The organism is Ensifer sp. ZNC0028, from assembly GCF_000799055.1.
Taxonomy (GTDB): domain Bacteria; phylum Pseudomonadota; class Alphaproteobacteria; order Rhizobiales; family Rhizobiaceae; genus Ensifer.
In genome coordinates this window covers 1-25,386 of the sequence record NZ_JTLA01000147.1, presented here as the reverse complement: position 1 = coordinate 25,386, position 25,386 = coordinate 1, and the positions used below count along the sequence as shown (strand labels likewise).

Annotated in this window: 26 protein-coding genes; 16 read left to right on the top strand and 10 right to left on the bottom strand. The window is 62.1% G+C overall.

Features of this window, described 5'->3' with window-relative positions; all coding sequences use genetic code 11:
* Nucleotides 1–60 precede the first annotated feature (60 nt).
* The 3 genes from L981_RS29860 to L981_RS29850 are packed head-to-tail and all read left to right on the top strand — an operon-like array spanning nt 61 to nt 2,528.
* The gene (locus L981_RS29860) at nt 61–540 is read left to right on the top strand and encodes a RidA family protein (RefSeq protein WP_043625278.1); all 480 of its coding nucleotides are present in this window, start codon (nt 61–63) and stop codon (nt 538–540) included.
* The gene (locus tag L981_RS29855; RefSeq protein WP_245281746.1) at nt 534–1,730 is read left to right on the top strand and encodes an aminotransferase class V-fold PLP-dependent enzyme; all 1,197 of its coding nucleotides are present in this window, start codon (nt 534–536) and stop codon (nt 1,728–1,730) included. The genes L981_RS29860 and L981_RS29855 overlap by 7 nt, the downstream gene beginning before the upstream one ends.
* 15 nt (nt 1,731–1,745) lie before the next feature.
* Nucleotides 1,746–2,528, top strand: a complete 783-nt coding sequence (locus L981_RS29850) for an SDR family oxidoreductase (RefSeq protein ID WP_043625275.1) — start codon at nt 1,746–1,748, stop codon at nt 2,526–2,528.
* Nucleotides 2,529–2,822: 294 nt separating this feature from the next.
* On the opposite strand, the gene L981_RS29845 is transcribed toward L981_RS29850, so the two are convergent.
* Genes L981_RS29845 through L981_RS29830 form a run of 4 tightly spaced genes read right to left on the bottom strand, consistent with a single transcriptional unit; the run spans nt 2,823 to nt 7,458 of the window.
* On the bottom strand, nt 2,823–3,065 hold the full coding sequence (locus L981_RS29845) for a hypothetical protein (protein ID WP_043625273.1): 243 nt from the start codon (nt 3,063–3,065) through the stop codon (nt 2,823–2,825).
* Nucleotides 3,066–3,075: 10 nt separating this feature from the next.
* A complete protein-coding gene (locus tag L981_RS29840; RefSeq protein WP_052202097.1) occupies nt 3,076–4,299 on the bottom strand; it encodes an aminomethyltransferase family protein in 1,224 nt (407 codons plus the stop codon).
* Nucleotides 4,299–5,849, bottom strand: a complete 1,551-nt coding sequence (locus tag L981_RS29835; protein WP_043625267.1) for an NAD(P)/FAD-dependent oxidoreductase — start codon at nt 5,847–5,849, stop codon at nt 4,299–4,301. The genes L981_RS29840 and L981_RS29835 overlap by 1 nt, the downstream gene beginning before the upstream one ends.
* On the bottom strand, nt 5,836–7,458 hold the full coding sequence (locus tag L981_RS29830; protein ID WP_043625264.1) for an NAD(P)/FAD-dependent oxidoreductase: 1,623 nt from the start codon (nt 7,456–7,458) through the stop codon (nt 5,836–5,838). The genes L981_RS29835 and L981_RS29830 overlap by 14 nt, the downstream gene beginning before the upstream one ends.
* A gap of 145 nt (nt 7,459–7,603) precedes the next feature.
* Between L981_RS29830 and L981_RS29825 the strand changes: the two genes are divergently transcribed.
* The 3 genes from L981_RS29825 to L981_RS29815 are packed head-to-tail and all read left to right on the top strand — an operon-like array spanning nt 7,604 to nt 10,240.
* Nucleotides 7,604–8,413 (top strand): class I SAM-dependent methyltransferase, encoded by an 810-nt coding sequence (locus L981_RS29825; RefSeq protein ID WP_043625261.1) that lies wholly within the window; start codon nt 7,604–7,606, stop codon nt 8,411–8,413.
* 43 nt (nt 8,414–8,456) lie between these two features.
* Complete coding sequence (locus L981_RS29820; protein WP_043625341.1) at nt 8,457–9,116, top strand: TetR/AcrR family transcriptional regulator; 660 nt, start codon at nt 8,457–8,459, stop codon at nt 9,114–9,116.
* Between the two features lie 41 nt (nt 9,117–9,157).
* A complete protein-coding gene (locus L981_RS29815) occupies nt 9,158–10,240 on the top strand; it encodes an extracellular solute-binding protein (protein ID WP_052202096.1) in 1,083 nt (360 codons plus the stop codon).
* 45 nt (nt 10,241–10,285) lie between these two features.
* On the opposite strand, the gene L981_RS29810 is transcribed toward L981_RS29815, so the two are convergent.
* From L981_RS29810 to L981_RS29800, 3 genes are read right to left on the bottom strand one after another with little or no spacing between them, the layout of a single operon-like run.
* Nucleotides 10,286–11,359, bottom strand: coding sequence for an ABC transporter ATP-binding protein (locus L981_RS29810; protein WP_043625258.1), 1,074 nt, complete (start codon nt 11,357–11,359; stop codon nt 10,286–10,288).
* A 7-nt stretch (nt 11,360–11,366) separates the two neighbouring features.
* Entirely contained in the window at nt 11,367–12,191 is an 825-nt protein-coding gene (locus tag L981_RS29805) for an ABC transporter permease (protein WP_043625255.1), read from the bottom strand.
* Nucleotides 12,188–13,051 (bottom strand): ABC transporter permease, encoded by an 864-nt coding sequence (locus L981_RS29800; protein WP_156134287.1) that lies wholly within the window; start codon nt 13,049–13,051, stop codon nt 12,188–12,190. The genes L981_RS29805 and L981_RS29800 overlap by 4 nt, the downstream gene beginning before the upstream one ends.
* A gap of 305 nt (nt 13,052–13,356) precedes the next feature.
* Here L981_RS29800 and L981_RS29795 point away from each other — a divergent pair, with 305 nt between their 5' ends.
* Nucleotides 13,357–14,769 (top strand): aminotransferase, encoded by a 1,413-nt coding sequence (locus L981_RS29795; RefSeq protein WP_043625252.1) that lies wholly within the window; start codon nt 13,357–13,359, stop codon nt 14,767–14,769.
* Between the two features lie 91 nt (nt 14,770–14,860).
* Here L981_RS29795 and L981_RS29790 read toward each other — a convergent pair whose 3' ends face one another.
* A complete protein-coding gene (locus L981_RS29790; protein ID WP_043625331.1) occupies nt 14,861–16,057 on the bottom strand; it encodes an aromatic ring-hydroxylating dioxygenase subunit alpha in 1,197 nt (398 codons plus the stop codon).
* A gap of 337 nt (nt 16,058–16,394) precedes the next feature.
* Here L981_RS29790 and L981_RS29785 point away from each other — a divergent pair, with 337 nt between their 5' ends.
* The 4 genes from L981_RS29785 (at nt 16,395) to L981_RS29770 (ending at nt 19,456) form a co-directional block, all read left to right on the top strand.
* On the top strand, nt 16,395–16,976 hold the full coding sequence (locus L981_RS29785) for an intradiol ring-cleavage dioxygenase (RefSeq protein WP_043625249.1): 582 nt from the start codon (nt 16,395–16,397) through the stop codon (nt 16,974–16,976).
* A gap of 940 nt (nt 16,977–17,916) precedes the next feature.
* On the top strand, nt 17,917–18,171 hold the full coding sequence (locus tag L981_RS29780) for a DUF1344 domain-containing protein (protein WP_043625246.1): 255 nt from the start codon (nt 17,917–17,919) through the stop codon (nt 18,169–18,171).
* A 172-nt stretch (nt 18,172–18,343) separates the two neighbouring features.
* The gene (locus L981_RS29775) at nt 18,344–18,715 is read left to right on the top strand and encodes a response regulator (RefSeq protein ID WP_043625244.1); all 372 of its coding nucleotides are present in this window, start codon (nt 18,344–18,346) and stop codon (nt 18,713–18,715) included.
* Nucleotides 18,716–18,871: 156 nt separating this feature from the next.
* Nucleotides 18,872–19,456: a dual specificity protein phosphatase family protein gene (locus L981_RS29770; RefSeq protein WP_052202094.1), complete on the top strand. Its 585-nt coding sequence runs from the start codon at nt 18,872–18,874 to the stop codon at nt 19,454–19,456.
* 165 nt (nt 19,457–19,621) lie between these two features.
* Here L981_RS29770 and L981_RS29765 read toward each other — a convergent pair whose 3' ends face one another.
* Nucleotides 19,622–20,425 carry a class I SAM-dependent methyltransferase gene (locus L981_RS29765; RefSeq protein WP_043625241.1) on the bottom strand — a complete coding sequence of 268 codons (804 nt, stop codon included), beginning with the start codon at nt 20,423–20,425 and terminating at the stop codon, nt 19,622–19,624.
* A gap of 103 nt (nt 20,426–20,528) precedes the next feature.
* Here L981_RS29765 and L981_RS29760 point away from each other — a divergent pair, with 103 nt between their 5' ends.
* From L981_RS29760 to L981_RS29745, 4 genes are read left to right on the top strand one after another with little or no spacing between them, the layout of a single operon-like run.
* Complete coding sequence (locus tag L981_RS29760; RefSeq protein ID WP_043625239.1) at nt 20,529–21,662, top strand: ABC transporter substrate-binding protein; 1,134 nt, start codon at nt 20,529–20,531, stop codon at nt 21,660–21,662.
* 56 nt (nt 21,663–21,718) lie between these two features.
* The gene (locus L981_RS29755; protein ID WP_156134284.1) at nt 21,719–22,858 is read left to right on the top strand and encodes an ABC transporter substrate-binding protein; all 1,140 of its coding nucleotides are present in this window, start codon (nt 21,719–21,721) and stop codon (nt 22,856–22,858) included.
* A complete protein-coding gene (locus L981_RS29750) occupies nt 22,858–23,925 on the top strand; it encodes an iron ABC transporter permease (RefSeq protein ID WP_043625235.1) in 1,068 nt (355 codons plus the stop codon). Before L981_RS29755 ends, L981_RS29750 begins: the two co-directional genes overlap by 1 nt.
* Nucleotides 23,919–24,671: an ABC transporter ATP-binding protein gene (locus tag L981_RS29745; protein WP_043625233.1), complete on the top strand. Its 753-nt coding sequence runs from the start codon at nt 23,919–23,921 to the stop codon at nt 24,669–24,671. The genes L981_RS29750 and L981_RS29745 overlap by 7 nt, the downstream gene beginning before the upstream one ends.
* Nucleotides 24,672–24,806: 135 nt before the next feature.
* Here L981_RS29745 and L981_RS29740 read toward each other — a convergent pair whose 3' ends face one another.
* The gene (locus L981_RS29740) at nt 24,807–25,031 is read right to left on the bottom strand and encodes a hypothetical protein (RefSeq protein WP_043625232.1); all 225 of its coding nucleotides are present in this window, start codon (nt 25,029–25,031) and stop codon (nt 24,807–24,809) included.
* Between the two features lie 22 nt (nt 25,032–25,053).
* Between L981_RS29740 and L981_RS35415 the strand changes: the two genes are divergently transcribed.
* The coding region (locus L981_RS35415) for a hypothetical protein (RefSeq protein ID WP_043625230.1) at nt 25,054–25,386 on the top strand (333 nt) is incomplete at its 3' end.

Below are 25,386 nucleotides of genomic sequence, written 5' to 3'. Positions count from 1 at the left end.
CTTTGAATTGGCGGGTTCCTCGGATTTCTTCCATGAAGCAAGAACGAAAAGGAGAAAGCGATGACGATTTCGATCCGTGACCAACTGGCTACCCTTGGCCTGGAACTGCCCGCGCCGAGCTCTCCGGCTGCGAACTACATTTCGGTGGTCCGAACGGGCGACCTCCTGTTCATCTCCGGTCAGATCAGCAGGGCGCCGAATGGTGAGATCGTTGCGGGCACCTTGGGTGCGGACATCTCGCAGGAGCAGGGGGTACACGCGGCGCGTATCGCCGCCCTCAACGTTTTGGGGCAGATCGCCGCCAGAACGGACGGTTCGCTTTCGTCTGTCCGTCGTATTGTCAAGCTCGGCGTGTTCGTTGCGGCAACGAGCGCGTTCAAAGATCAGTCGAAGATCGCAAACGGTGCCTCCGACCTGATGGTCGCTGTGTTCGGCGAAGCCGGACAGCACACGAGGGCCGCCATTGGTGTCAGTTCGCTTCCCGCTGGGGCAGCCGTCGAGATCGACGCGGTCGTGGAACTGGAGGCGACCAGGTGCTGAGCGACGCAAGAATCGACAGCCTGCGTAGCGACACACCCGGCTGCGCCGCGCGCAGGCACTTCAATCACGCCGGAGCTTCGCTGCCGCCAAGGCGCGTCACCGAAGCCATTGTCGGCCACTTGATGCTGGAAGCGACGCGAGGCCCGATGGAAGCTGCCGCACTGGTTACGGACGAGCTCGCGATGCTCCGTACCAACGCTGCCAACTTCATCGGTGCCGGCGAAGGCGAGATTGCGTTCGGTGGATCGGGGTCTGCCCTTTGGGGAAGCGTGTTTGCCGCGCTGCCACCGCTGAGGTCGGGCGACCGCATTCTCATCGGCCGACAGGAATGGGGCGGCAACGTCGCATCGATGCAGCGTGCGGCAAGCCATGCCGGCGCAAGCATCGAGATCATTCCCTGCCTGGACGACGGTAGTGTCGATGCGAACGCTCTTTCTGCAATGCTCGACGACAAGGTGCGTCTGATCTCGCTGACATGGCTTCCTGCCAATGGGGGATTGATAAACGATGCCGAAGCCATCGGGCAGGTAGCCAACGCCGCGGGCGTCCCATACTTCGTGGATGCCGGACAAGCGCTTGGTCAGCTCCCGATCGACGTGTCGAAGATAGGTTGCGATGTCCTCAAGGCAGCTGGCAGGAAATACGTTAGAGGGCCGCGCGGAACGGCTCTCGTCTACATTCGCTCCAAGTTCCTTGAGACGCTCAATCCCGGTTTCGTCGACGTAAGCTCCGGCCCTCTCGTGGATGGAAAAGTCAAACTGAGGAAAGACGCTCGTCTATTCGAAACATCCGAAGCGCCGATATCACTGCTTCTCGGCCTCGGCGAGGCGATCGCGTTGGCTTCGGAATTGGGCGTCGAGGCGATCCAGGCCCGCATTGCCTTCCTGGCAACCCAGCTTCGGGAAGGGTTGGCGTGCATTCCGGGAGTGACGGTGCGCGATCTCGGCACGAAACAGTCAGGCCTCGTCTCTTTCACCGTGGAGGGAATTTCCGCATCGGTTGTGCGAAGCAAGCTGGCCGAGAAAAGTATCTCGATTGGGGCAAACGGCGTACCCTACACGCCGTTCGACATGACCGCGCGCGGACTACAGGAAATAGCCCGGGCCTCGGTCAGTTACTACAACACTGCGGGAGAGGTTGAGGACCTCGTCGATACGGTTGAACAAATCGCAAAAGATGCAACCCGATAGAAGGACGTAACCACGATGGATCTGGGAATAAGGGGCAAGCGCGCGATCGTCTGTGCGAGTTCAAAAGGCCTGGGCAGAGGTGTGGCGCAGAAGCTCGCAGAGGCGGGCGTGATCGTTACCCTCAATGGTCGGAGCCATGAAACGCTGGAGGCCACCGCAAGGGAGCTTCGCGCGCTGACAACTGGCGAAGTCTATGCCGTGGTAGCCGACGTGACGACCGTAGAAGGCAGGCAACAGCTTCTCGAAGCAGAGCCGAAAGCCGACATCCTCGTGACCAATGCAGGAGGACCGCCGCCTGGGCTGTGGTCCGATTGGGACGCGAATGATTGGTTGAACGCCTTGAACGCCAACATGCTAAGCCCGATCCTGCTGATGAAGGCGGTTCTGCCCGGCATGATCGACAGGGGCTGGGGGCGTGTGATCAACATCACCTCCGCATCAGTAAAGTCACCGATCGCGGAGTTGGGCCTGTCCAACGCCTCGCGCAGCGGGCTGACTGGTTTCGTGGCCGGCACGGCAAGGCAAGTCGCGAAACATGGGGTAACGATCAACAACCTCCTGCCGGGCTCGCATGAGACTGATCGTGTAGCCGCGCTTCTCCAGCGAAGGGCAGAAATGCAGGGTATCTCAATCGAACAGGCGCGGCAGCAGGCGCATGCGGAGAATCCGACCGGTCGCTTCGGCACGATTGACGAGTTCGGCGCTACCGCGGCATTTCTTTGCAGCCAGCACGCAGGCTACATCGTCGGCCAGAACATCCTGCTCGACGGTGGCGCTTTCAGGTCAACGCTTGCATGAGATCCAGCGTGACGCGGCATCCATGCTTCCGCGACGCCAACTGCAGTCATGCTCGCAAACAGCAGACGTAGGAGCGAATGGGGCGTGGTTGCCAAGACGACGCTTGCGCCTCATTTCCGCCGAACCCGCGACGACAAAATCAGCGACAATGCGGCGAAGCCGATGCCGCGGTCGCGGGTGCTTCAATACCGTCGCGCCAGGCCTTTAATCACGCAGAACGCGGCATTTCCACGTCACGATGCAGCGGCCGGGCGCTAGAAGTCTCGCCACCCAGCTCCATTTCCCTCGGGGAGGTTACGGATCGCCGGAGCCTTCCAGCAGGGCCAGCCAATCAACTCCGATCTTGTAGCGCCGCAGAACGGCAGCGGGGTCCTCGGCATCGAGACGAGAGCAGATCCGATAGACCTCGAGCGTTTCAGCATCCATCAGGCCGTGCTGGTAGAAGAACATGGCCGCCGCATAGCGGGCACGGCCCGACCACTCGGTGCCAACCGGCAGCCTGATCATCTCCCAGTGCCGCTTTTCCTCGTCGTCCATGCCATCAGCCTCAGAAGCGACCGGGCGGATTGGCCGAGCGGCGATCGAGCTTGACGAAGGGCCGGGCGACGACACGGGTCCGTTTCATCAGCTTCTGGTATTGCAGTTCCCGCAGCGCATAGATCTCGACCCAGAGATCGTCGACGACCCTGCTGCCGTAAGGACGCGAAAGCGTGGCGATGGCGATGTTGCGCTTGGCGAGCGGCGACCAGATGGCGGCCGTAACCAGCCCGACCTCCTTCTTGCCGCGGTGGTAGACGATTGCGCCTTCTGCCGGGATGTTGCCCTCGATCTCAAGGCCGACAAGGATGTGCTTCAGCGTGTTCTTCTCGCGCGCCCGGAAAATCGCGTCGCGACCGTTGAAGTAGGGTTTTTCCGCATCCACCAGCCAGTCGAGGCCGATCTCGTCGGGCATCCGCTCGCGGTCCGCGCGCAGCGCGGCCTCGGCGGTGATGAAGTCGGCGTTGGCGACGATGAACCCGGCTTCGACGCGGGCCCGGTTGAGCGCGTCGTAGCCGATTGCCTTCAGGCCGAAACCGGCGCCGGCCGCCCACAGCCGGTCCCAGAGGCTGATGGCTTGCCTGGCATCGACGAAGAGTTCGTAGCCGAGATCGCCGGTAAACCCGGTGCGCGAGACGGTGACCGTTCCCTCAAGGTGTGGGAACGTCGAGAGCTGAAAGGGCTTCAGGGCCTCGATGCCGGAAAATCCCGCAGCCTCAAGCACCGCAAAGGAGGTCGGGCCCTGCAGGGCGACGGCCGCGATCTCGCTGGTCTCTTCCGCGATGTCGACGGCAAAACCGGCGGCGCTGTCGAGCAGCCAGGGCAGGTGCCGCTCCTGGCAGCAGAGGCGAAAGTCCTCCGGTCCGAGGCGAAACAGCGTGCCGTCGTCGAGCACATGGCCATGGTCGTCGCACCAGGCGGTGTAGTGCACGCGACTGACTCCGAGCTTTTCGACATTGCGCAGCGTCAGCCGGTTGAGATAGCGCTCGGCATCCGCGCCGCGGATCCGGTACTTCACCATCGGCGAGATGTCGAACAGCGCCGCTGTCGAGCGGATGGCAAAATACTCGAGCTCCGTGTCGAAGATCGAGTGCGGCGCCTTGTAGCCGGCCCAGCTGTACCAGTCGTTGGTTTCGCTGAGTGCTGACAGGCGCGCGTGGAACGGCGTTTCCAGCCGGGGCGTCTGGATATGGCCCTGGGCTGCACGGCGAAGGGCGGTCGGGTGCATCGTCATCAGCGTTTCTCCGAAAGAACCTGGCGTGCCGCGAGCAGGCCGGGCAGGCCCGAGATGCCGCCTCCCGGATGCGAGCCGGCGCTTGCGAGATAGAGGCCGCGCAGCGGCGTCGCGTAACCGGAAGCCGCGTTGACCGGTCGGTTGACGAGCAACTGATCGGCCTGGAGCTCGCCGTGATGCCAGTGCCCGCCCGGCAGGTTGTAGCGCTCTTCGATATCGGCGGGCGTCAGGAGGTTGGCCGCCACGATGCTTTCGCCAAGACCGGGCGCGTAGCGTTCCAGCGTGTCGAGCACGATTTTCTCAAAGACTGGCTTGCCCTTGTCCCAGCCATCGGCCAGCGAATAGGGAGCGAATTCGACGAGCGCCGACAGGGTGCAGCCCCCGGGAGGCGCCAGCGACGGATCGCCAAGGCTCGGCAGGGTGATCTCCATCACCGGGTCGTTGGAGAACTGGCCGTATTTCGCCGGGTTGAACGCCTCCTCGACGTGATCGACCGAGCGGGCAACCACCAGCCGGCCCTTGAGATCGGCGGCGGCAACGCCGGGAAATGCCGGCACGCGCTCAAGCGCCAGGTCGAGCTTGGCGACATTGCCCTTCGAGCGGATGTTGCTGACGGCACGGCGAAAGCCGGTGCCGATTTCGGCGGCATCGACGAGGCCTGCGAGGGTCGCCTTCGGGTGGATCGCCGAGACGATGGCCGCAGCCTCGATCGTCTCGCCGGAGGAAAGCACGATTGCCGTGGCGCGGCCCCTGTCCGCAACGATGCGCTCGACCCGCGTGCCGGTGCGAACGGTCACGCCCGCCCCGATCGCCGCTGTCTCAAAGGCCGCGATCGTCGAGCGCCCGCCGCTGCCGGCGATCCTTTGGGCGCCGGTCACGCCCTGCATCTCGCCGGTCAGGCGATAATAGAGGCCGAGCAGCGAGGTGGGCGAACGGGGACCGAGGTGGATGCCAAGCGTCGCGTCGAAGGCAATGAGCCCCTTCAACCGGTCGTCGGTCAGATACTCGTCGGCGATATCGGCAACATTCATCAGCAGCATGCGCAGGAAGTCGCGGCTTTCCTCGCGTCCCTTGCGCAAAAGTCCGATCCCGGCGCCAGCCAGCGCGGCAAGGTCGGTCAGCGCCATCTCGCCGATCTCAGGCGGGCGGCGCTTCAGAAAACGCTTCAGGATCCCTGCCTGGAAAATCAGCTTGCCGCGCAGATCATGAAAGCGCCTGGCTTCGTCCGGCGATACGCCGTCGATGGTCTCGCCATAGCCGCCGCGCAGCACCGCGTGGCGTCTGTCCGGCGACAGCACGACGGTCGGCGCCGGCGTGTCACGGCTGCCGTCGAGCGCGATTGCCGCCGCCACGTCCGGATCGAGGCGGTTGACGATATGGGCAAGGCCCGGGCTCGAGAAGCCCGGGTGGAAGGAATAGCCGCGCGCAGCGCCGCCGAGCGTGTCGCTGGCTTCTACGAGCAGGACCTTGCGGCCGGAGCGGGCGAGGAAGGTGGCGGCGGTCAGGCCGTTGTGGCCGCCGCCGATGACAATGGCATCAAATGACGTCATGGGCCGGGCTCATCTTGTCTGAGGGCGTGTGGCGAAGGTCGCGCAGGATCTCTGCGGCGGCGTTGCGGCCGGGGGCGCCCATGACGCCACCGCCCGGGTGGGTCGAGGAGCCGCAGATGTAGAGGCCGCGCACGGGGCTGCGATACTGCGCATAACCTGGAACCGGGCGGTTGAAGAGCAACTGGTCGAAGGTGAGCTCGCCCTGGAAGATATTGCCTTCCGTCAGGCCGACTTCCTGCTCGATTTCGCGCGGCGTGCGCACCTCCATGTGCAGGATGCGCTCGCGAAAACCCGGTGAATAGTCGCTGATCTGCTTGACCACCGTCTCGGCGAAGGCGTCCCGGTCGGCATCGGTCCAGTCCCGGCCTTCCACCTTCGGCGGACAGTACTGCACGAAGCAGGAGACGAAGTGTTTTCCCGGCGGCGCCATCGTCGGGTCGAGCGTCGTCGGGATCATCATGTCGACGAACGGGTCGGCCGACCAGCGCCCGGCCTTCCAGTCGTCATAGGCCCGCTCCATGCGCTCGACGCTGTCGGTGAAATGCAGGTCGCCGCGGATGCAGGAGGATCCCGCAGGCAGCGCCGGGAATTCCGGCAGGCTGTCGAGCGCGATGTTGAGCTTGCCGGAGGAGCCGCGCATTTTGAAGTGCTTGACGCGGTGGACGAAGCGCTCCGGCAGGGCATCCTCATCGACGAGCTTCAGGAAGGTGCGCTTGACGTCGGCGTTGGAGACGACGAGGCGGCCGTGTACCTCCTCGCCGTCGGCAAGCACGGCGCCTTGGGCGCGGCCGCCGCGGGTCAGAACCTTGGCGACGTCGGCGCCGGTGCGGATCGTGCCGCCGGCGGCCTGGAACGAGGAGGCAAGCGCCTTGGTGACGGCACCCATGCCGCCGCGGGCATAACCCCAGGCGCCGACCGAACCGTCGACCTCGCCCATGTAGTGGTGCAAAAGCACATAGGCCGTGCCCGGCGACATCGGCCCAAGGGCCGTGCCGATGATGCCCGAGAGCGCCAGATAGGCCTTGATCACGTCGGTCTCGAAATACTCGTCGAGGAAGTCTGAGATCGACATCGTCCAGAAGCGCAAGGTCGCCGCCATCTCGGCGGCGGAAAAGTCGCCGAACTTCCTGGCGAGATAGATCAGCTCGGCGATATCGCGCGGCTTGAAGCTGAACGGGTCGGGTGCTGTGCGCATCAGCAGCGGCTGGATGAAGCGGCACTGGCGGGTGACGTCGCGGGCGTAGCGTTCATAGGCTTCGGCATCGCGCTTGGAGTAGCGCGCGAATTCGCGGCGGTGGGAATCGTGGTCGCGATAGGAGGCGAGGTAGTCGCCGTCGCGCGTCATGACCGCGCCGCCCTCGTAGGAGATCACCTGCAGCCCGTGTTTCGGGAGTTCGAGGTCGCGCATGATTTCCGGGCGGAAGAGCGAGCAGACATAGGAACAGTTCGAATAGAGAAAGCCGGGCGTCAGCTCGCGGCTGGTGGCAGCACCCCCGACCCAGTCGTTCTTTTCCAGGACGACGACATTCAGCCCGGCCCGCTGCAGATAGCAGGCGGCGACCAGGCCGTTATGTCCTCCTCCGATCATCACCACGTCGTATTTTTTCATGTGGCTCCCCTTGTCGTTGATCAAAAAATGACACGGAAAGCAGAATGTTGTCCATCCATTTTGAATGAGCGTTCAGCAAATATGTTGCAATCCTCTGATAATGCGATAGGATTTTTAGCAAGGGTTGATATGTCAAGGAGACGGGATGTCGTCGGTCGATCAAGAAGCGGAGCACGCCGTCGAATACGACGATACAGCGATCCGTTTTCTGCAGGTGCTGTGGGGCGAAGGCTATCTGTCGCCCGGCGGGCCCGAAGAGGTCGATCGCGTGCTTGCGGGCGTCGAGATCGGCGGCAAGCGCGTGCTGGACCTTGGCTGCGGCGCCGGCGGCGTGACGCTGCATATCGCTCGAACCCGCCATCCTCTTGCTATCACGGGCTTCGACGTCGAGGCGCCAGTGATCTTTCATGCGCGGCAGGCTGCCGACCGTGACGGTCTTGCCGGTGTCTCCTTCATCCAGGCGCCGCCCGGCCGGTTGCCCTTCGTCGACGGCAGTTTCGACATTGTCTTTTCCAAGGATGCGCTGGTTCACGTGCCGGACAAGCGGGAGATGTTTTCCGAGATCTTTCGCGTGCTTTCGCCGGGCGGCACCTTTGCCGCTTCCGACTGGCTGATCGCCCATGACGACGAACCCTCGGACGAGATGAAGGCTTATCTTGCGGCCGAAGGCTTGAGCTTCGGCATGGCGTCCGCCGCCACCTATCTCGCGGCCATGAAGGAGGCAGGCTTCGTGGAAACGCGCGCCGAAAGCCGCAATGAATGGTATCGCGACGTCGCACGCCAGGAGCTTTCACGCCTCACGGGAGCCTTGCATTCGGCCGCCGTTGCAGCGGTCGGCGAGGCCTATGTCGCCAAGAATATCCGGACCTGGACGGCCATGCAGAAGGTGCTTGACAGTGGTGAGCATTGTCCCACTCATCTGCGTGGCATCAAGCCGATGCGGCGCGGAGCATGACATGCACCTGCGTCTGAAGAACAAGAACGAGACGGCGGTACGGATGAAACTCACCCCTGAAGTGCGGGAAGCGGCGGACACGGAAAAGCGTGGGCGCAAGGCGTCGAAGGAAACGCGGCGGCAGCAGCTGATCGAGGCGACGATCGATTCGCTGGCCAAGCGCGGCTACTCGGAAACGACGCTGGCAGACGTCGCCGATGGCGCCGGCCTGTCGCGCGGCATCGTCAACTTCCATTTCGAGAGCAAGGAAAAGCTGCTGATCGCCACGCTGCAGTTCATGGCGGACGAATATGCCGCCAATTGGGGTGCCGCACTGGAGAAGGCCGGCGACAGGGCGGCGGCGCAACTATGGGCGCTCGTTGCCTGCGACTTCGATCGCAAGATCTGCACCAAGCGCAAGCTTGCGGCATGGTGCGCCTTCTGGGGCGAGGCAAAGTCGCGGCCGACCTATCAGGCGCTCTGCGGCGCGCGCGACGTCAAGTATCAGGATATTTTCCTGGCGCTCTGCCAAACGCTGAAGGACGAGGGCGGTTACGCCTATGACCCCGACGGCATGACGCTGGCGCTCTGCGCATCGATGGAAGGGCTATGGCTGCGGCTGATGATGGGCGACGGGCTGACGCGCGAAAAGGCGTTCGCGGCGGCCGTCGAATATCTGCTCGTCGCCTTCCCCAAGCATTTCACCCGGGAAGGGCCGAAATAGGGAACGATAACGCCGGAATGGCCGGATAGAGGAGGTTGGCAATGACATTGGTGAACGCGTGCAGGCCCATCTTGGGAGGCGCCTTTCTCGCCTCGCTTGTCTCGACCACCGCCCTGCCGGCCCTTGCTGCCGAGAACCTCACGATCTTCGACTGGTCCGGCTACGAGGACCCGGCCTTCCATCCGTCCTACACCGCAAAGCACGGCGACGAACCCGACTTCAGTTTCTTCGGCGACGAGGAGGAGGCCTTCCAGAAGCTGCGCTCCGGTTTCAAGGCCGACCTCGCCCATCCCTGTTCGCAGAGTGTGGCGAAATGGCGCGAGGCCGGGCTGATAGAGCCGCTCGACACCTCGAAGCTGACCTACTGGAACGATATCGATCCCGCCATCGCCGCCATGAAGGGGCTGGTGACGACGCCGGACGGCAAGGCCTGGCTGCTGCCCTTCGAGTGGGGCAATACGGTGCTGACCTACCGCAGCGACACGGTGAAGGAGGACGAGGTCAAGTCGCTGAAGGCCTTTGCCGACCCGAAGTTCAAGGACCGGGTCTCGATCGGCGACAATGTCGACGACGCCTATGCGCTGGCGAGCCTCGCCATCGGCGTCAAGGACTGGACAACGATGACCGACGAGCAGTTCAAGCAGGCCTCCGATTTCCTGCGAGAGGTGCACAAGAACGTCCGCCTCTACTGGACCGACAACACCGATTTGAGCCAGGCGATCGCCAGCGGCGAGGTCGATCTTGCCTGGGCCTGGAACGAGACGGCGACGACGCTTCAGGCCGACGGCGTTCCGGCGGCGATCAAGAAGGATACGGCTGAGGGGCTTTCGACCTGGGTCTGTGGTTATGTCCGGCTCAAGGGGTCGACGGCCCCCGTCGATGAGCAGTATGATTTCCTCAACTCGATCTCCGACCCTGCGATCACGTCCTATATGGTCGATGCCTGGGGCTACGGACATGCCAATGCCCGCGGCATGGCGCAGGTCGATCCGAAAATCCTTGCCGACAAGGGGTACGCGGATGTCTCGAAGTTCCTTGCCAACACGCTATTCCAGTCACCGATGCCGATCGAGCTGCGCCAGCGCATGATCGCGGAATTCGAGAAGATCAAGTCCGGTTATTGAGTGGAGACAGCGGCGAGCCGTGCGACACGGCTCGCCGCATTGTTGTCAGTCCGCTACCGCAACCAGCGCATCCGGGTCGTAGGCCAGCCGTACCGTATCGCCGACCGGAATGTCGTCGGCGCCGAAATTGTTGGTTTCCGAAACCGAGAGCGGCTGTTCGAGACCCGGGATATCGACGATGAGGTGGGTGATTTCGCCGAAATAGTGCCGGTCGACCACCTTGCCCGCGACCTCGAAGTCGGAGCGGGCATCGTCCCAGAGAACGCGCAACCGCTCCGGCCGGATACCGACCGTCGCTGCACCGTTGCGGGCGACGAAGCCGAGCGGCTTGTCGACGGTGACGCCGCCGAAGCGCGGGGTCTCGACGGAAATGCGTGTCGCCGTCTCATTGGTCACCCGCGCCTTCATGAAATTCATGCCGCCGAGGAAATCGGCGACCTGGCGCGTGTTGGGCCGCTGGTAGATTTCCTTCGGCGTCGCGACTTGCGCGATCCGGCCGCCGAACATCACAGCGATCCGGTCGGACAGCGCCAGCGCCTCGTATTGATCGTGGGTGACGAGTATGAAGGTGATGCCGACAGCGCGCTGCAGCGTGCGCAGCTCCACCTGCATCTCCTCGCGCAGCTTCTTGTCGAGCGCCGACAGCGGCTCGTCGAGAAGCAGCACCTTCGGGCGCATGACCAGGGCGCGCGCCAGTGCCACCCGCTGGCGCTGCCCGCCCGACAGTTCGTGCGCCCGTCGCTTGCCGAGATGGCCGAGCCGCACCTGCTCAAGCGCGGCGGCGACGCGGCGGCGCTCCTCGGAGGCTTCGAGCTTCAGCCGCTTCAGGCCGTAGGCGACATTCTCCTCGACATTGAGATGCGGGAAAATCGCGTAGTTTTGGAAGACCATGTTGGTCGGGCGGTGGTTGGGCGGAACGCCTATGACCGACTGCCCGTCGATGCGGATATCGCCTTCGGTCGGGGTGTCGAAGCCGGCGATCGAGCGCAGCAGTGTGGTCTTGCCGCAGCCCGACGGGCCAAGCAGCGAGAAGAACTCCCCGGCGGCGATGTCCAGCGAGACGTTATCGAGCGCCTTGTAGATGCCGTAGAACTTGTTGACGCCTTCGATCGCGATCATCGGTTTATCAGGCATGCTGCGCTCCCTGTGCCCTGAGCCGGTGTTCGGCGCGGCGGCGTATGATTTCAGAAACGGTGAGAAGCAAGATCGAGAGCAGGAGCATCAGGCTGCCAAGCGCCAGCACGCCGGGAAGCTTGGCGGCGAAGCGCAGCTGGCCCCAGATATAGACCGGCAGCGTCGGCTCGGTTCCCGAGAGGAAGAAGGCAAGGATGAACTCGTCGAGCGACACGGTGAAGGAGACGAGCAGGCTTGAGACGATCGCCGGCGCAACCACGGGAAGCGTTACGCGCCCGAAGGTGCCGATCGCCGTTTCGCCGAGATCGAGCGAGGCTTCCTCCAGCGACCGGTCGAAGCCGTCGAAGCCGGAAATCAGGACCGACATCGCATAGGGCAGGCAGAAGATCACCTGGCCGAGGATGACGGTTATGAGCGACAGTTCAAGCCCGAGCTGCAACAGCACCATCAGCAGCGATACCGCCACGATGATCTCAGGCAGAAACAGGGGCGCCATGATGAGGCCGGTCGCCGGCTTTTTGCCGCGGAAGCGATAGCGGGTCAGCGCGCGCGCCGCGCAGATGCCGAGGAGAGTGCTGAGAATCGCAACTGAAATGCCGACGATCAGGCTGTTGCGGGCCGCTTCCAGCATGGCCGAATTGCCCCAGAGCGAGGCGTACCATTTGGTGGTGAAGCCTGCGAGCGGGAAGGTCGTGGTCGAGGCGTTGTTGAACGAGAAGATCGGCAGAAGCAGGATCGGGAAATAGAGAAAGAGCAGGTAGAGGCCAACATAGGCCGGCAACCAGCGAGACTTCGGAATGCCGTGACGACCGCTCATTTGGTTACCCTCATCAAGAGCTTGAGCAGGAGGACGACGAGGCCCGCCATCGCCGAGACGACGACCATGGTGGTCACCGAAAGGGCGGCGCCGAGCGGCCAATTGGCACCCTTGCCGAATTGCGCCTGGATCGCGGTCGCAATCATCACCCCGTCCTTGCCGCCGACGAGTTTTGGCGTGACGTAGTCGCCGACCGTCGGGATCATGACGATGAGAAAGGCGGAAATGACGCCCGGAAGCGAGAGCGGCAGGGTGACGCGCAGGAAGCTCATCAGCTTGTTGTCGCCGAGATCGTGCGCCGCTTCGATAAGCGAGCGATCGACCTTTTCGAGCGACACGTAGATCGGCAGGATCGCGAAGGCGGCCCAGCTGTGGACGAGCGTGATGACCACCGCATTGGAATTGTAAAGCAGCGTCGTCAGCGGCTTGTCGATGAGGCCGATGGACAGAAGGCCGGTGTTCATGACGCCGCCGTAGCCGAGGATGACCTTCCAGGACATCACGCGCAGCAGATAGCTCGTCCAGCAAGGAACGGTGATCAGGAACAGCCAGAGGTTCTTGTGCACCCCGCCATGGAAGGAGATGAACCAGGCGATCGGGTAGGAAACGGTGACGGTCACCACGCTCACGACCAGCGAAATGACCAGCGAGCGGACGAGCAGGTCCTGGTAGATCGGCTCGCCGAGCGCGGTGCGGTAGTTTTCAAGGGTAAAGGTGCGGTCGATCGTCAGGTATTCCTGGGTCCAGAAACTGTAGGCGATGACGATCAGGACGGGCAGGAAGAGCAGGGCAAGCGCGTAAAGCAGTGTCGGCGAGATGAGGGCGAGGCCGCTGGCCTCTTCGCTGGCGATCCAGCGCATTCGGCTTTTCGGCGGGGCTGAGGGCCGGTGTTCCACTTCGATGCCCGGCAATACCGCCATCAGCGTGCCCTCGCACAATGCATCGAGCCTGGACACTGGAAATGCAGCGATCGCGTCATTCAATCCATCCCGTGGCGGTATCCGCCTTCTCGTGTTCCCTTGATTAGCAAAACGCAAATCGGGATTGAACGCAAGCGGAATTTCTGTAATATTGATTGAACAGCCATTCAATAAAATGAGAATTTATCGATTAATATCATGTGATTGATTGGCTTTTGTCGTCAGATAATAGGGGAGATTTCGTGATGGCTGCGAAGCGCGATCTGGCAGATATGCACAATGAAGGGGCCGACGAAATCTCTGAACGCGCCGCGCGGCATCTGGTCCAGCCCTGGCCGGTGGCCGGCAGCATCGGCGCCGAGCATCGCGGCGCGATCGAGAGCGGCGAGGGGATCTATGTGACGGACGGCGAAGGGCGCCGGCTGATCGACGGCCCGGCCGGCATGTGGTGCGTCAATGTCGGCCACCGCCGGACGGAACTCGCCGAGGTGCTGCACGACCAGGCGCTGGCGCTCTCCTACAATTCGCCCTGGTACACGACGAGCACGCCCTCGGTCGCGCTTGCCGAAAGGCTCGCCGGCCACGCGCCCGGCGATCTCGGTCACGTGTTCTATACGACCGGCGGCTCCTCGGCGGTCGAGACCGCGCTACGTTTTATGCAGTTCATGAACAATGTGCGCGGCCGCCCGGACAAGAAGCTGATCGTCTCGCGTCAGGGCGGCTATCACGGCTCGACCTATCTTTCGGCCTCGCTGAACGGCCGCCCGCGTGACCACGACTGGATGGACAGCGCTTCGGATCAGGTGATCAAGCTCACCTGTCCCAACCCCTTCCGTCGCCCGGCGGGCCAGTCCGAGGCGGAGTTCTGCGATTTCCTCGTGGAAGAGTTCCGCGCGGTGATTGAGGCGTGCGGGGCGGAAAAAATCGGCGCCTTCATCGCCGAGCCGGTCATGGCGTCGGGCGGCGTGATCGTGCCACCGGCCGGCTATCTCCAGCGCATGCGGGCGCTCTGCACGGAGAACGATATCCTCTTCATTGCCGACGAGGTCGTGACGGCCTTTGGCCGGCTCGGCGAGGTCTTCGCCTCAAAAGCCGTGTTTTCGATCGAACCGGACATGATCACCTTCGCCAAGGGGGTGACGTCAGGCTATTTCCCGCTCGGGGGCGTGATGATCTCGTCGCGGCTTCTCGAAACGTTGCGCCACTCGAACCATTCCGACGCGATGTTTGCCCACGGGCTCACCTATTCCAGCCACCCGATCGGCTGCGCGGTGGCGCTCAAAAATCTCGACATTCTGGAAGGCGGGCTGCTCGATCATGCGCGCGCCATCACCGGTCATTTCCAGGGCGCGCTGAAACGGCTTGAAGGGCTGCCACTTGTCGGCGAGGTGCGCGGGGTGGGGCTGATGGCCTGCGTCGAATGCGTGGCCGACCGGGTGAGCAACAATCCGCTGACGCTCGATCTGGAAGTGGGAAAACGCATCGACCGGCACTGCCAGGAACTCGGGCTGCTCGTCCGGCCGCTGATCAACATGTGCGTGATGTCGCCGCCGCTGACGATCACCACCGGCCAGATCGACGACATGGCCGATATCCTCGATGTCAGCATTCGCCGGACGATGGACGAGCTTGTGCGCGAGGGGCTCTGGAAGGGCTGAAGACGGCTTGAAATGCCTCGGCCGTGCCAGCATTCCCCGGCAGGGCCGATTTCAGGGGCCGGATGATCTCCGGCCCTTCTTTTTTGTTCGGCTAACGCGTCGCCATCGTCGCGTTGACGGCGGCGATCTCGTCCTCGCGCGGCGCCTGTTCGAGCGTCATGACCGGCAGCACGGCGCGCAGGTGGTCGTGGTGGGTGCGTACGCCATATTCGAGGTCGGAGAGATAGAAACCGCCGAAGGCTTTCGACGTCATCGACTCGTTTGACCAGATCGTCAGTTGCACGTCCTCGGACTGGGTGTCGCGGTCGATGCGGAAGGCGAGATAGCGGGCGAGCCGCTGCTCACGCGTCTCATCAGGGTAGCGGTAGATCGCGCCGCGCAAGAGCGTCTTGCCGGTCGACAGCGGAAATTCCTGGTAGAATTGCACGCTCTCCGGCGTTACCGCGATGACGGCGTTTGGGAACAGCCCGAAATAGATCCAGGCCTTGCGCAGCCGTTCCGGCAGATGCGTCGCTTCCGGCGCGACCTTCACATACTGCCGGACGCTCCAGCGCCGGCCCGCATGCGGGTTGTAGGTGGCAAAGGAACGGCAAAGGCCGTTGACGAAGGGTTCGTCATAATAGGTCGAGCCGTAGAGGTCCTGCAGCGCCGGATGGGCCATGGCGACGTGATAGCCTTCGTTGTCGACGTCGCGCACGGACTTCCAGTTGACCGGACTGTCCTGCGTCCAGATGCCGTGGGTCGGCACCATCGCCTCGGTGCCGTACTGCCCGAGTTCTTCGGCAAAGGGTCGCATCAGCTCGGCGACGGACGGCTGCGGACCGGGACGAAAGCGGATGAAGACGAAGCCCATCCAGACCTCGAGTTCGAGCGGGATCAGCCCGAAGGCGTGCTTGTCGAGCGGCGGGAAGGAGCGGGGGCGCGCAGCCCCTCGCAGTGTTCCGTCGAGATTGTAGACCCAGCCGTGAAACGGACAGACGAGCGCATTGCGGCAGGTGCCCTTGTCGTCGGCGACGACCCGCGAGCCGCGGTGCCGGCAGATGTTGTGGAAGCCGCGGATCGCGCCATCCTGGCCGCGCAGGATCAGCGCCCGCTCACCGACGACATCCATGGTGATGTAGTTACCCGGCTCGGGAACGTCGGACACGTGACAGGCGATCTGCCAATGCTGCCTGAAGACATGTTCCTTTTCCAGCTCCAGCAGGGCATCGCTATGATAGCACCATCCGGGCAGCCCACGGCGATCCCAGTCGTTTGGAACGGAAATGTCGCGGGCCAATTCGTTCACCACGGTCTCCATTTTTGCTGAACGTTCATTCAATATAGACGGGTTTTGCGACGAAGGGAAGACCTGCAGGTCGCCACGGGCATGGGCGCCGTTGTTGGAGAACGCGTTGGGCCGTCACGAAGCTTCGTCAGGTTGGCGATTGACCGTGCGCACAGTCAGGCCAACCGCCTGATCCATCTTCGTTGCATGCGGGCGATCAGCGCCGCTGTTCGATATCGTCAGACTCCCAACAGCGGTGTTGCCGGTCACGTTGTGATCGAGATTCCGCTAATGTCGGCCCCACTTCTGCCCAATGGGGCGGCAACGATCCTGGCTTCCGTGTTTGGAGAACAGCACCATGCCGACCCGGCGAAATTTCCTTATCAGCTTCGTTGCCACGCCGATTGTGCTGCCCGGCCTGAGCCAGGCAGCTGGCATTCCGGTGGAGTTGCCGCTTACGGCTAGTTGCGGTGATGACCACGAGCTGACGCCAGACCAGACCGAAGGCCCGTATTTTACGCCGCAGAGCCCCGAAAAACAGGACTTTGCGAAAGATACACCGGGTGGAGAAAGGCTGACGCTTGCTGGTCTTGTACTCACCAAGAACTGCCAACCGGTGGCGAGAGCGTTGATCGAGCTATGGCACGCGGATGAGAACGGCACCTACGACAACAGCGGATACAAACTCCGCGGACATCAATTCACAGATGCCGATGGCAAATGGTGGTTCGAGACGATCGTGCCAGGGCTCTATCCCGGTCGCACCCGGCACTACCATGTGAAAGTCCAGCGGCCCGGCGGGGACGTGCTGACGACGCAACTTTATTTTGCCAATGAGCCAGGCAACGAACGTGACCGCATATTCAACGCGGCCTTGGTGCTCGATATCAGCGCGACGAGCGACGGAAAATTCGGTCGCTACGATTTCATCGTGGCGTAACTGGCGTGTCGCATCGGCTAAATGTTTCAGCTCGTTCACTCGCTGCCTCGGATCTGCCGAATCCCAACTCCGAGCTCAGACCCGCGCTTGGCGTTGACCTGAAGATCGGGCACGGTGTCGCCTCGAATAAGCAGGATCCAATCGCGTCCGCGCTGGTGAGGAAGTGCGAGGTTTCTCCTCGCGCTGTCGGCGCGCGGCCAGACACCGCCGGGCGTCGTATCTAATCGGCACAGCGCTCGACGAGCGCCTTATAAGCGGCGCCGACCGCAGAGCGGGGGCTGCCGGCTGTCACCCACACGGGATCACTCGCAACGACGGCTTTGCGCACACCGTTCTCAGAAACTGCCTCCAAAATGGCGCATGCGCGCTTGCCCGTTCGGCTGAACGCGATTTTCGAACATCCCTTCCGGCGGGCCGGTCTGACCGGCGACAACATACGCTCGAAAGCGACGCTTATCACTGCAGCCTTCAATCTCACAGCCGCTTCGGCGGCAAACGCCCGTTGTGGGATCTGTGACAAGCTGATCGCCCCACAGGAGCAGACCTGCGAAAATCCCGCTGACGACGCTCTTGCTCGAGGCACTCGGTTGCATGCTCACGGCGCTTCTCCTTTGGACAATCACAAGGGAGGTTGCTTTCCAAGCAAAGGTAGAACGCCGGCCATACGGTGACCTTTTGCAACCCTTACGGCTTTGTAAGGTTCGGCTTGCGGCTCAAATACATGCCCGCCGCCGTCCGAAAGAGGCGGTGCGCGGCAATCAACACTTTGAAATGCCGCCTTGAAATGGCGGCGGAGAAGCCGCTGCAAATACCAGGAAAACGAGAACCGAGACACCGTAAAGCTGTCCAATCGGTATGCTGGCGAACACGTTCGTGACACCGTTGAAATCGAAAGTGCGTGTGAAAGCAGTCGCAGTTCGGAAGGGCCAAGGCGAAGAACATGAAAAAGCTCCTCATGACAGCATGCGTCACCGCAGCCACCATCATTGCTTCATCGGCAATGGCAGCCAATGTCTCTGGGGTAGTGCAGAGCATTGATAAGTCACGAGACGCGATCCGGCTGAGAGACGGTATGGTGCTCAGGTTAAGCGAGGGCACCGAAGCCGAGAACTTCAAGCCCGGCACGAAAGTCAGGGTCACTTACACGAAGAGGCATGGAGAAAACGTCGCGTCGTCGGTCGAGCGCGTCAAATAGCGCAGCAGCTACCGTCAGCGATGATCCGCGCTGTGGCGCCACAGCCGCCCCGCCCCTTGATGCACTCGATGGAGTTCGATCTCGATGAAATCGAAGGAACTGGCGATCACAGTCTGTTGTCCGGCCACGATGGGGGGCTCGGCCGGCGGCCCGATTAGAGCGGGAGGCAACGATGAGATGCCTTCTCGTTGAGGACAACGAGATGTTGGGAGATGCGCTTCGCGACCATCTCGCCGCTATGGGGCACGCCGCAGACTGGTACGTTACCCTTGGTGAGGCGAATATCGCAGTCCAGGCGGGGCGTTTCGATCTGGTGCTCCTCGACCTCAACCTCCCTGATGGAAATGGCTTGTCGTTGCTGCGAAGCCTGCGAGCGGCCAATGACGCAACACCGGTGATCGTCATAACAGCGAATGATCAGATATCTGACCGGATGAACGCCGTCAGTTCCGGCGCCACCGATTACCTCGTCAAGCCGTTTGATCTTTCGACACTTACCAATGCAATTTGCGCTGTTCGCTCACAGGCAATGGCACCTTTTTAAGACGTGATCAGATGGTGCCCGCAGACCTGTTTCACGCCACCAAACCGGAGCCTTCCTGAGTTGCGATGCGATGCGTAGTCACCATCGTCGCCGGCGTTCAGCTTGCTGTCAGCTAATGATGCCATTCGGGTAGTCCTGACAGCGCGAAAGCTCGACATGAAGAAACAATGGAAATGGGCGGGTTACTCCGTCGCCGCGGCGGCCCTCGGGCTCGGAGCGTACCTCTTGGGCATTCAGCTGGCGGGAAACTTCGCCATTGTCGTGCCGGGCGAAATCTACCGATCCAATCAACCTTCGGCCGCGGAACTTACCGACTATAGCAAGCGCTATGGCATCAAGGCGGTCCTCAACCTGCGCGGTGCTGCCAAAGGCTCAACCTGGTACAAGGAGGAAATCGCTGCCGCCGGCTCGCTAGGACTGGTCCACATCGATTTCGGCATGAACGCCGGCAAGGAATTGAGTGTCGAGGAGATGCAAAAGCTGGCGGCCATCCTCCGGGACGCTCCCAAGCCGCTGTTGATTCATTGTCGCTCCGGCTCTGATCGAACTGGCCTAGCCTCGGTGATCTATCTGAACAAGGTCGCGAACGTAGACGAGGAGGAGGCGGAACAGCAACTTTCGATCCGATTCGGTCATATCGGCCTACCACTGCTTTCCGCGACATACGCCATGGACGCAAGCTGGGAAAAGTTCGAGCAACCGCCAGGGCAGGCGCACCCACCAAGCTCGGGGCGGTCCTAAGTTCTGAAGACGGCTGCGTCGGATGGGCCCATCAGGCTCATCGTTCAGGTCCGGCAACAAGTGCCGCCTTCAGGCGCTTGCCGCTGATCGTCGACAGCGCACGTCAATTGCCCAAGGAAAAGATCGCGATGCTCGTCAGCGCCGCTCTCTTCGGCTGTGGCATTGTCACTCTTTCGTCGCGCGAATGGCGTAGCGATGCTGCGATCGTCTCGCCAAGCCCTTGAAGAGATTCCAGTTTGCGGCCTGGGTGCGATGAATCTCGTGAAGGTCCCTGTCGATCATGATGTCGACGAAGCCGGCTCCGCGCAACAGTTCGACGACGGCTTCGGCCCGGGCGCCCTCGGAGAAATGCACGCGCGCGAGGATGCTGCGGTGGGTCGCCATCATTTGCGGTGAACCGGTCGGCGTCTCCGTCTTGAAAAGCCCGAGGCGCTGCCCCCAGGTGCTGAGCTTGGAAAACAGCCGCTCGAGCGCGGTGGTATTGACGAAGTCACCATCGACGATCAGCAACCTGCCGCCGGGCTTCAGGACCCGCAGCCATTCGGCAAAGGCTGCGGCTGGATCGACAAGCGTCCAGACCAGATGCCGGTTGACGATCACATCGTAGTGGTTGTCGGGCTCCATGGTGTTTTCTGCGTCGCCGAGGGCAAAACGGATCGCTCGCCCGCGTTTGCGCGCCTTTTCCCGGGCGCGTTGAAGCATCGGCTCGGCCCAGTCGAGGCCCTGCACCTTGAAGTCGAGTTCATCGAGAAGATGCGAGATGACGCCCGTGCCGCTGGCGAGATCCAGCGCGGCGCGCCCTGCGCCCGGTCCGAGATGACGGAGAAACAACTGATGCCACGCCACCCGTTCTTCCTCCGAGAAGATTTCGTGGCCCGGCGACAGATCGAAGGTTGCCGCGCGTTCCGACCAATAGGCCTTGATTTCATCGCGCAGGTTGTAATTCTGCCGCTCCGTCACATCGCTCATGCCGACACCGCGTCCCTGTTTGGAGGCGTTCTAAAAGATAAATGTTGACTAATAAAGTCATGAAACATTAGATCGCGTCGATTTTCCAGCGGAGCAGAAAACAATGCGGTTTTTCAACAGGGTGGCTGCGGCCGCCACGGGTTTTTGCGTGCTTTTTTCTACGGCAGCCTTCGCTGATGTCGTCACGCTGAAAGATGTCACCGGACGTGACGTCGAGGTCAACGTCCCGGTCGAGCACGTGATCCTCGGCGAAGGACGCCAGATCTATTTCCTCGGCGCGCTTGACCGCGACGAGCCGTTCAAGCGTGTCGTCGGATGGCGCGACGATCTGGCGAAGGCGGACCCGGAAAGCTACGCCGCCTATCTCGCTAAGTACCCTGACATTGCCAAGCTGCCGACCTTCGGCGGCATGAAGGATGGCACCTTCGACATCGAACAGGCGGTTGCCCTGAAACCCGATGTCGTTCTGATGAACGTCGACGCCAAGACGGCGACGGAGGAGGCTGGCTACATCGAGAAGCTCGCCAAGGTCGGCATCCCGCTCGTCTACGTCGATTTCCGCGAAAAGCCGATGGAAAACACCGAGCCGAGCATGCGCGTGATGGGAAAGCTGCTCGGCAAGGAAGAAAAGGCCGAGGAGTTCATCAAGTTCCGCGCCGAGAGCATCGCCAACGTTACCGACGTCTTGGCAAAGGCCAATCCGAAGAAGCCGCTCGTTTTTGTGGAACGCGCCGGTGGCTATTCCGACGATTGCTGCATGTCTTTCGGTAACGAGAACTTCGGCAAGATGGTCGAGTTCGCCGGCGGCGTGAACATGGCAAAGGACATCATTCCGGGCACCTTCGGCGTGGTCAATCCGGAACAGATCATCGCTGCCAACCCCGACCAGATCATCATCACCGGCGGCAACTGGCAGGGATACGTCCCGGGCGGCGCCTGGGTCGGTGTCGGCTATGGTGCAGACGAGAAGGAAGCGGCCCGCAAGCTCGAGAACCTGACCAAGCGCCCGGCCTTCACCGGTGTTGCGGCGGTCAAGGACGGCCAGGTCCATGCGATCTGGCACCAGTTCTACAACAACCCTTACCAGTTCGTCGCCATCCAGCAGATCGCCAAGTGGCTGCATCCGGATCTCTTCGCCGATCTCGATCCGGAAGCGACGTTCAAGGAGTTGCATGAGCGCTTCCTGCCGCTTCCCTATAAGAGCGGCTACTTCGTTTCGCTGACGGCAGCCAAATAAGCGCATCGACAACCGGAGAGGGGAGGTCTCCGGCGTCGCGTTCGCAAGGAGTGAGAATGTCCATCTTCAGGAAAATCGCGTCGTCGATGATCGCAGCCTTCGTTTTGGCGGTTCTGCCCGCAAGTGCGGCTGAAATTGTCGACGTTACCGGCCGCCGGGTCGAAATCGCGCTGCCTGCCAAGCGCGTGCTTTTGGGCGAAGCGCGGCAGATCCATGTGGCGGCCGCGTTGAAAGGCGAGCATGTCTTCGACACGATTGTCGGCTGGCGCGATGATCTCCTGAAAAAGGATCCGGATTCCTATGCCGCTTATGTGGAGCGCTTCCCCGAAATCGAGAAGCTGCCGCGTTTCGGCTACATTCCTTCAGGCGATTTCAGCCTTGAGGCAGCCATTGCGCTCAAGCCGGACGTGCTGACGCTCAATCTCGAAGCGCAGCAGGCCGTCGAGGAGTCGGGCTTCATCGAAAAGGCTGCTGCCGCCGGCATCGCCGTCGTCTATCTCGATTTCCGCGTCGATCCGGCCGCCAACAGCGAGAAGTCGGTCGAAATCCTGGGCCAGCTCTTCGGTGCCGAAGCGAGGGCCCGCGAATTCATCGACTATCGCAATGCCCAAATTGCACTGGTGACGGATCGCCTCAGGAAGGCTGGAGAAATTGCGCGCCCGAAAGTCTTCATCGAGCGCTCTCCCGGCATTACCGGCGACGTCGTCTGCTGCCGGACCTTCGGCCCGGCCAATTTCGGCAAGATGGTGGAAGAGGCTGGCGGCCACAATATCGGTTCTGACGTCATCAAGGGCACCTTCGGCGACCTCAATCCCGAGCAGTTGATCGTCAGCGATCCCGATCACGTCATCATCACCGGCAGCAACTGGTCGGCCGAATCCGATCTCAACCAGTTTGTCAGCGTCGGGCGCGGCGCCGATAAGGCGGCGGCAGAAGATCGCCTGCGCGGCCTGATGCAGCGCCCGGGCTTTCCTGGCCTTAAGGCGGTGAAGGAGGGCAATGTGCACGCTGTCTGGCACCAGTTCTACGGTGCCCCTTACGAGTTCATTCCGATCCAGCAGTTTGCCAAGTGGTTCCATCCGGAGCTCTTTGCCGACATCGACCCGGACCGGACTTTCCGCGAGTTCCATGAGAAGTTCCTGCCGGTGACCTACCGCCCTGGCTACTTCGCCTCGCTTCCCAAGAGTGGTGATTGATGGTTGCCGTGACCGAACAAATATCCGGGGTCGAAAGCCGAGCGCGCTACCGCTCCCTCGTTTTGCGCCGCCTGGTGTTGATCTCCTGCCTCGTTGGCGCGCTCTTTGCGTCGGTTGCTGTCGACATGGCGCTTGGGCCTGCGAACTATCCGCTCGCCGACGTGCTGACCGCGCTCTTTCGCCCTGAAACGGTAAGCGACCAGCTCCGGGTGGTGATCTGGGACATTCGCATGCCGATCGCCCTGATGGCCGTGACGGTGGGGGCATCCCTGTCGGTCGCCGGCGCGCAAATGCAGACGATCCTTGCCAATCCGCTTGCAAGCCCGTTCACGCTCGGCATTTCAGCCGCTGCCGGCTTCGGTGCGGCCCTCGGTCTCGTTGCCGGCGTGGCGGTCTTTCCCGTCGCCGTCCAATACATGGTGCCGATCAACGCCTTCCTGATGGCGATGCTGGCGGCACTCTTCATCCACTTCGCCTCCACCATGCGTGGCGTTACGGTCGAAACAATCGTTCTGCTCGGCATTGCGCTCGTCTTTACCTTCAATGCCGCGTTGTCTTTGCTCGAGTATCTCGCCTCCGAGCAGGCGCTGGCCGCCGTCGTCTTCTGGACGATGGGCAGTCTCACCAAGGCAACCTGGCCGAAGGTCTGGATCACCGGCGCCGTGTTGCTGTTCGCCTTGCCGCTTTTCGCCCGGCACGCCTGGGCTTTGACCGCGCTTCGGCTTGGTGACGACAAGGCAGCAAGCTTTGGCATCAACGTCCGCAGGCTGCGGCTCGAGGCAATGATGACCGTCAGCCTGCTTGCGGCGATCCCGGTCTCCTTCGTCGGAACGATCGGCTTTGTCGGTCTCGTCGGACCGCACATCGCCCGAATGCTGGTTGGTGAGGATCAGCGCTTCTTCCTGCCAGCTTCTGTGCTGTGTGGCGCACTCCTGCTTTCGGTCACTTCGGTCGTCAGCAAGATGATCATTCCCGGCGCCGTGCTCCCGATCGGAGTCATCACCGCGCTCGTCGGCGTGCCCTTCTTCTTCGTGCTGATTTTCACCAACAGGAGGCGCGCATGGTAAGCCTGACGCTGGAAAAAGTCGGCGCGAACTACGGCCGCCACACGGTGCTCTCGGACGTCAACACGGGCGTGCTTCGTGGTGGCGGTCTGACGGCGGTGATCGGTCCCAATGCCGCCGGTAAATCGACGCTGTTCAAGCGGATCGCAGGCCTGACGTCCGGGCTCGGCACTGTTCATCTGTCCGATGCGGCGAAGGGCCCGCATGGCATCTGTTACATGCCGCAGGATACCGGCGCCAATGCCGTGCTCACGGTCTACGAGTCGGTGCTGCTATCGGCCAAGCAAGGTTCCGGCTGGAAGGTGAAGGACGCCGAACTCGCCGAGATCGACCGGGTGTTGGGCGAACTCCGGATCGCCGATCTCGCCTTTCGCGGCCTTGGTGAGCTTTCAGGCGGCCAGCGTCAACTCGTCTCCATTGCTCAAGCGCTCGTGCGTAAACCCGAAGTGCTATTGATGGATGAACCGACCTCGGCGCTCGATCTCTTTCGCCAGATCGAGGTCCTTGGCTTCATGAAGCGTTTGTCGGCGCAGTCGGGCATGGCGGTGTTGATCGCGCTGCACGACCTGAACCATGCGCTGCGCTATTGCGACGACACGATCGTCATCAGTGGCGGATCGGTGCTGGCGAGCGGCCCCACCCACGACGTTATCACCGCGGATATGCTGCGCTCGGTTTATCGAGTCGAGGCGCGGGTAGAGGCCTGCTCCCTGGGGCGCCCCGTCGTCATCGTCGACGAATCTCTTTGAGATATTGCGAACCGCTCGGCACGCTTGGCCAGCTCGAAGAACTGCCTTCCAGCATTGGTGATTGGAATGGATCGGGAAACGCTCCCCGGTAGAATTGTCCCGGCTGGAGCGGAAGGCGCAAACCTGGCGAGGGGGCTAGAGTATCTCGGTCAACTCGAACAGCGGCAGAGCCAAGCAGACCGACAGGATGTGCCAGGGCTCGCCCTCGACCGTGGCTCCGTCACTCATTTCGCTCAGCTTCAGGTTCGGAGCGACGTCGGCGCATGCCTGCTCGAGCAGGGTGATTGCTTCTTTTGATGTCAGTCCGTCTGGATAACGGACAGCGTATTTTCGGCGAGGATCTGCTTCGTTTAGGGTCATCTTTGCAAGGCTGTCCGCTGAGGTGAAGGCGAAGGATCAGACCTACATCGCGCGGACGGTGAGTGGTTTCGATAGCCCTTCGTTGGTAGCGACCGCAGTCAAAAAGGATAGGGATGTCTCGGCGCCGCGTTTGTGCTTGCAAATCTATGCCGGCTTCCGCCAGTCCGCGATAAAGGTCGCCTTGATTGGCTCGACCGTCCTCAAAGTGGAACGGATCCGCTCGGTGGTTGTCACTCTTACGCGTTCGCGCCAATTTTTACCTTGCCACCGGACATGTAGCGCCCAGTTCGCGATGGTTTGTGGCCGTCGCCGTTGGCTCGTCGAGCGCCTATGCATTTCCCACATGGGAGCGCTG